Source organism: Waterburya sp. (genome assembly GCF_058530065.1).
Window position 1 is genome coordinate 1 of the sequence record NZ_JBZNBU010000353.1, and the last position, 5644, is coordinate 5644.

A 5644-nucleotide genomic window follows, 5' to 3' on the forward strand; every position below is an offset into this window, starting at 1 on the left:
GATGGTAGTTTTACCAATACCACGACGGGGAGTATTAATAATTCGCAGCAAACTTACCGTATCGTCTGGATTGGCGATAATCCGAAGATAGGCGATCGCATCTTTAATTTCTTTGCGATCGTAGAATTTTAAGCCACCGACAATGTTGTAGGGAATATTATTGTGCAACAGCAGATCCTCAAAGGGACGGGATTGAGCGTTAGTGCGATATAAAATAGCAAAGTCCTTCCAACCAATTTCGGGATTGTTTTGTTGAATGTCTTTAATTTGGTTGACCACAAACCGCGCTTCTTCCTGTTCTTCGTCGGCTTTATAAAGATAAATTTGTTCCCCTACACCTCTAGTTGGTTTGAGTACCTTATCGATTCTTTGGGTATTGTGACTAATTAGATGATTGGCTGCTTGAATGATATTTTCTTTGGAACGATAATTCTCTTCTAGTTTGATGGTGGTGCGAGTATCTTCATAGGGCAAACCATCGCCAAAATCTTGCTGAAAATCTAACAAAATAGTAAAGTCAGCCAGGCGGAAAGAATAGATGGACTGGTCGGCATCTCCCACCACAAAAAGCGATCGCCTGTTCCAGTTCCATTCCCTCTTGCAGGTTTCTCCATTGGTAGATAACAACCTAATTAAATCGTATTGAATGCGGTTGGTATCCTGATATTCATCCACTAAAATATGCTGAAATTGACTGTACCAGTAGCCTAAGATAGATTCATTTTGCTGAAATAACCTTACGGGTATCCAAATCAAGTCGTCAAAATCCAAAGCATTATTGGCAGCCAGCCTAGATTGATATTTATCGTAAATCTCCGCAATTACTCTACCGCGATAGCCTGGTTCTTGTTTGGCAAAAGCTTCGGGGGTCAAACCCTGATTTTTGGCATTACTCACCGCATAACGAATTTTGCGCGGATCGAATTTCTTTTTATCGAGATTTAATTCCTTGGTAACAATATTCTTAAATACACTCTGAACGTCCGACTCATCAAAAATCGAAAAATTGCGCTTCCAAGTACGCCCCCGTTCGTCTTGATACTTGTTAATATCAAAACGCAACAATCGCCCGCAAAGACTGTGAAAAGTGCCGATCCAAAGCTTCTTAGTGGTTCTTTTATAAACCCTAGATTTTAATGCCTTCTGTTCGTATTCATTCAAAAACTCCAATCTTTGCCCGTGTTGTTCTAAAGCCAATTCTGTGGCAAAAATATATTCGATTCGCTCTCGCATCTCCCGTGCTGCTTTATTCGTAAAGGTAACGGCTAAAATAGTTTCGGGATCTACTTGACGATTGCGAATCAAATTAGCAATACGGTAGGTTAAGGCTCTAGTTTTACCAGATCCTGCCCCTGCAACCACTAACATTGGGCCACAATAATGTTCTACTGCTAGACGTTGGGAAGGATTAAGATGGCTCAGAAAATCAGTCATTGTGCTTTGGTGATGCGATCGAAATTGCTTGCTCAGATGTTTATGTTACCAACTATTCCTTACCGCAGTTAAATTCTATATTTTATTATCTAGTGTAAGTCAAGGTATAAAACTTCCTCATAATAATCCATGTCTGAGTAAATCGGCTGTCCACTCAGCATCTTTGACATGGGTTTTACGTCCAGGAACATTTTTAAGGTATTGAGCATTAATTACCAATACCTCAAAGTTGAATTCCAGAATGTTGTAAATTGCTTTCCAAAGCGATCGCTTAATGTTATTTTCACTGATTTTTGGGAACTAGTATTTAACAATAATATGAAGTTAAAAAAATAAATATCAAGAAAATGTAATTTTTTCATTCTAAATGGGAACAGTAATATTACAAACTTCAAGTCTCGGTAAAGATTTATGAAATCAAAATATTTAGTTTCCCTGTTAACTATAGTGGCTGGACTTTCTCTTTCTACTCAAGCAGCTATGGCAGATGTGGTAGTTAAATGGAAATCAGGCGACAATGCTGCCAACATTCAAAAGGCGATCGATTCTGGAGATGACACCATTATCATCCCCAAGGCAGCAAAACCTTGGACAATAGGTCAGAAAATTTTTGCAAATCAACCCAATCAAAAAATTATCTTCAAACCAGGGGTTCTCCTACGAGCTCAAAAAGGAGCTTTTAAAGGAAAGACCGACAATATGATTACGGTATTGGCGGACAATGTAACTCTTTCTGGTTATCAAGCTAGAATCAAGATGCGCAAAGCTGACTATCAGAACCCCAATCTTTATGAACCTTCTCAATTTCGCCACATCATAGTTTTGAGAGGTGCAAGAAATGCTACTATCGAAGGATTGAGTCTCGAAAATTCAGGAGGTGACGGAATTATTGTGGCTCACGGTTTGACAAAAGGAAATCAACCTCCTGCAAAAAAATTCTCTTCAGGAGTAATACGGGATGTAGTTGCGAAGAACAATCATCGACAAGGACTTACTATTACCAGCGCGCAAGATCTTTTAGTAGAAAACAGTACTTTTGAAGGCACTAGCGGAACTAAACCTGCTGCGGGTATTGATATTGAGCCAGATCATGATTGGCAAAAATTATCTAATATTAGATTGAAAAATAATAAATTTTTGAACAATCAAAGGAATGGCATTCAAATAGGATTGCTCAGATATCGAGGACCCAATGTTTCTGACATGAGTATTACTTTTGATGGTTGTGTTTCTAAAGGCAATAAAGAAGATGGAATTTCCATTAATGCCCACGACCCCAAATTCACTGATGGTCCTAAAGGTTTCATCACGATTAAAAACTGTGACATTAGCAACTCAGGACAACACGGAATTGTGATTAAATCCGATCACAAGGATCCTAGTAAGACTTTCAATCTTAACTTTGAAAACATAACATTAGACAACACAGCATCTACGTCTGGTAGATATTATCCTGTTAGTCTTCTTAATACTAATACACCCGGAGTGTCTTGCAATATTAACTTTGGCAAAAATTTCTCGATTACCGACAATAAAAAACGTCCTGGATTGTGGGTTAGCAATCCAGCTAAAAATGAAGGACTAACTAACATACATGGTGTTGTTGAAGTCAATAATAGTCAAAAGCTAGAAGCAGATCTAGGTAACAAGTTAACTAATGTTAGCTTGAAAGTTAACTAAAAAGTAACTTCAAAATAAGGCGGGAATTACCCGCCTAGAAGAAAATCTATTTCATTATCTATAGAAGAAATCTATAACATCTATTGTCTTTGCAATATTTTCTCCTGAACCAGAAAAAACTATAATAATTTGGCAAGATTTTAATGATTAAAGAGAGAATTTCTTATGGCAAGGATGTATTACGATGAAGATGCCAACTTAGACCTGTTAAAAGACAAAACAGTTGCCATTATTGGTTATGGTTCTCAAGGACACGCTCATGCTCTTAACCTCAAAGATAGTGGGGTAAATACAATTGTTGGTTTGTATCCTTCTAGTAAATCAAAAGCCAAAGCAGAAGCAGATGGACTAAAAGTTCTTTCTGTTGAAGAAGCAGCAAAAACAGCAGATTTAATCATGATTCTGCTACCAGATGAAGTTCAAAAGCAAGTTTATACCGAACAGATTGCACCTCATTTAACCGACGGTAAAATTTTAGCTTTTGCTCACGGATTTAATATTCATTTCGGTCAAATCCAACCTCCCAGTACTGTCGATGTGATGATGGTTGCACCTAAAGGACCGGGACATTTAGTCAGACGTACATATACTCAAGGACAAGGCGTACCATGTTTATTTGCCGTTTATCAAGATGCGACTGGTCAAGCACGCGATCGCGCTATGGCTTATGCTAAAGGTATAGGTGGCACTAGAGCGGGTATTTTGGAAACTTCCTTTAGGGAAGAAACTGAAACCGACTTATTTGGCGAACAAGCTGTCTTATGTGGCGGTTTGAGTGCTTTAATTAAAACAGGTTTTGAAACTCTTGTAGAAGCTGGTTATCAACCAGAACTTGCCTACTTTGAATGTTTGCATGAAGTAAAACTAATCGTCGATCTAATTGTCGAGGGTGGTCTGGCTAAAATGCGCGATAGTATTTCCACTACTGCGGAATATGGTGATTATACCCGTGGCCCCAGAGTAGTTAACGAACAAACTCGTACTGAAATGCGTAAGATTCTCCGCGAAATTCAGCAAGGAGACTTTGCTCGTGACTTTATTCTCGAAAATCAAGCTGGTAAACCAGGATTTACTGCGACTCGTCGTTTGGAAGCAGAACATCCTATTGAAGAAGTAGGTAAAGATGTTCGCGCTCACTTTAGCTGGCTAAAAAATGATAAGTAACGATTAAAATTAATCAAAATATTTACGGTTATTAACCGATTTGACAAAGCTATAAAGGAGGAAAATATCCTCCTTTCTTTGATTAATTTTAGATAGATTTTTTTTCTTGAAACTTGATTTTAATTATTACTTTATTCGGCAATAAACTAACTATAAATTGATTTATGTTAGTTTTTAATTGTTGACTTTCAGAACGATAAGGTTGGGGAAGGAATATATCTCCTGCAATAATAAAAAGAATTAAAATTGTCAAACAAAACTCCGCAAATAATTTCCATCGCATTATTTCACTCTTTAATATTATTATAATTACTATTGCCTCAAGCACTTATTACTTTTCGATTAATTAACTAATTAATTAAAGTATCAAGGCGTGATGAATCTAGGTGTATTTTCAAGATCTATTTTAAGTCTTAAAATGTAAATCAACTTCCGTATTCGCACTAGTTTAATGATATTTTCTTACTTGGTTTAAGAGTTTTTGCTAAAAGTATTAACTGGGGAATAGTATTTTTTTTAGAGATAAATATTTATCCAAAATAATTGTCTTGATTTTAAACCTGCAAGATTTGATATAATTTGGCTTCAAACCTAAAAAAATAGTGAGGAAGTAAATTATTTATACGCCTCCTTTAGCTCGTTTAATCGAACAATTACAGCTTTTGCCAGGAGTAGGACCTAAGACCGCCCAAAGACTAGCCCTACACCTCATTAAGCGTCCCGACAAGGAAGTCCAAGCCCTAGCCGAGGCTCTAATTGCAGCCAAGCAGAAAGTTGGTTTGTGCAAAGTCTGTTTCCATCTTTCTGCCGATCCAGTTTGTTCTATTTGCAACAATCAAAATCGCGATCGCTCGACGATATGTGTGGTAGCAGATTCCAGAGATGTTATTGCTTTGGAAAAAACCAGAGAATTTAGCGGACTCTATCACGTCTTAGGGGGAACAATTTCGCCAATGGATGGTATTGGCCCCGAACAGTTGAATTTAGAAACGTTAGTACGCAGAGTAACTAAAGAAGAAATTGAAGAAGTTATTTTGGCTATTAGTCCTAGTGTGGAAGGAGAAACTACTACTTTGTATATTAACGGACTCCTCAGACCCTTTACTAAAGTCACTAGAATTGCTTTTGGCTTACCCATGGGTGGAGATTTAGAATATGCTGACGAAGTTACCCTAGCAAGAGCCTTAGAAGGAAGACAGGAATTAGATTAGATTAATCATAAGTCTTAGAGACTGTTTGTAAACAAAAGATAAAAGCTAGGAATGACTGGGAGACGGGGAGACTGGGAGACTGGGGGAAAGTATTCCTAATTTATTCAAAGAGTGCGATCTTTGCGATCCACTCTTTAAAACAAAGGTAGGGCGCA

Annotated in this window: 4 protein-coding genes and 1 pseudogene; 3 read left to right on the forward strand and 2 right to left on the reverse strand. The window is 37.5% G+C overall.

Translation table 11 applies throughout. The features are described 5' to 3' along the window. Both AC33VI_RS20965 and AC33VI_RS20970 read right to left on the reverse strand, forming a co-directional pair. Positions 1-1434: UvrD-helicase domain-containing protein (locus tag AC33VI_RS20965; protein ID WP_491784209.1), on the reverse strand; the 1434-nt coding region annotated here is incomplete at its 3' end. A gap of 120 nt (positions 1435-1554) precedes the next feature. Further along, positions 1555-1695, reverse strand: a pseudogene (locus AC33VI_RS20970) (IS110 family transposase); the annotation flags it as partial. A gap of 150 nt (positions 1696-1845) precedes the next feature. Here AC33VI_RS20970 and AC33VI_RS20975 point away from each other — a divergent pair. The 3 genes from AC33VI_RS20975 (at position 1846) to recR (ending at position 5489) form a co-directional block, all read left to right on the forward strand. Beyond that, entirely contained in the window at positions 1846-3114 is a 1269-nt protein-coding gene (locus tag AC33VI_RS20975; RefSeq protein WP_491784210.1) for a right-handed parallel beta-helix repeat-containing protein, read from the forward strand. A gap of 165 nt (positions 3115-3279) precedes the next feature. Continuing rightward, positions 3280-4278 (forward strand): ketol-acid reductoisomerase, encoded by a 999-nt coding sequence (gene ilvC / locus AC33VI_RS20980; protein ID WP_491784211.1) that lies wholly within the window; start codon positions 3280-3282, stop codon positions 4276-4278. Positions 4279-4895: 617 nt separating this feature from the next. Then, the gene (gene recR, locus AC33VI_RS20985) at positions 4896-5489 is read left to right on the forward strand and encodes a recombination mediator RecR (protein WP_491784212.1); all 594 of its coding nucleotides are present in this window, start codon (positions 4896-4898) and stop codon (positions 5487-5489) included. Positions 5490-5644 lie beyond the last annotated feature (155 nt).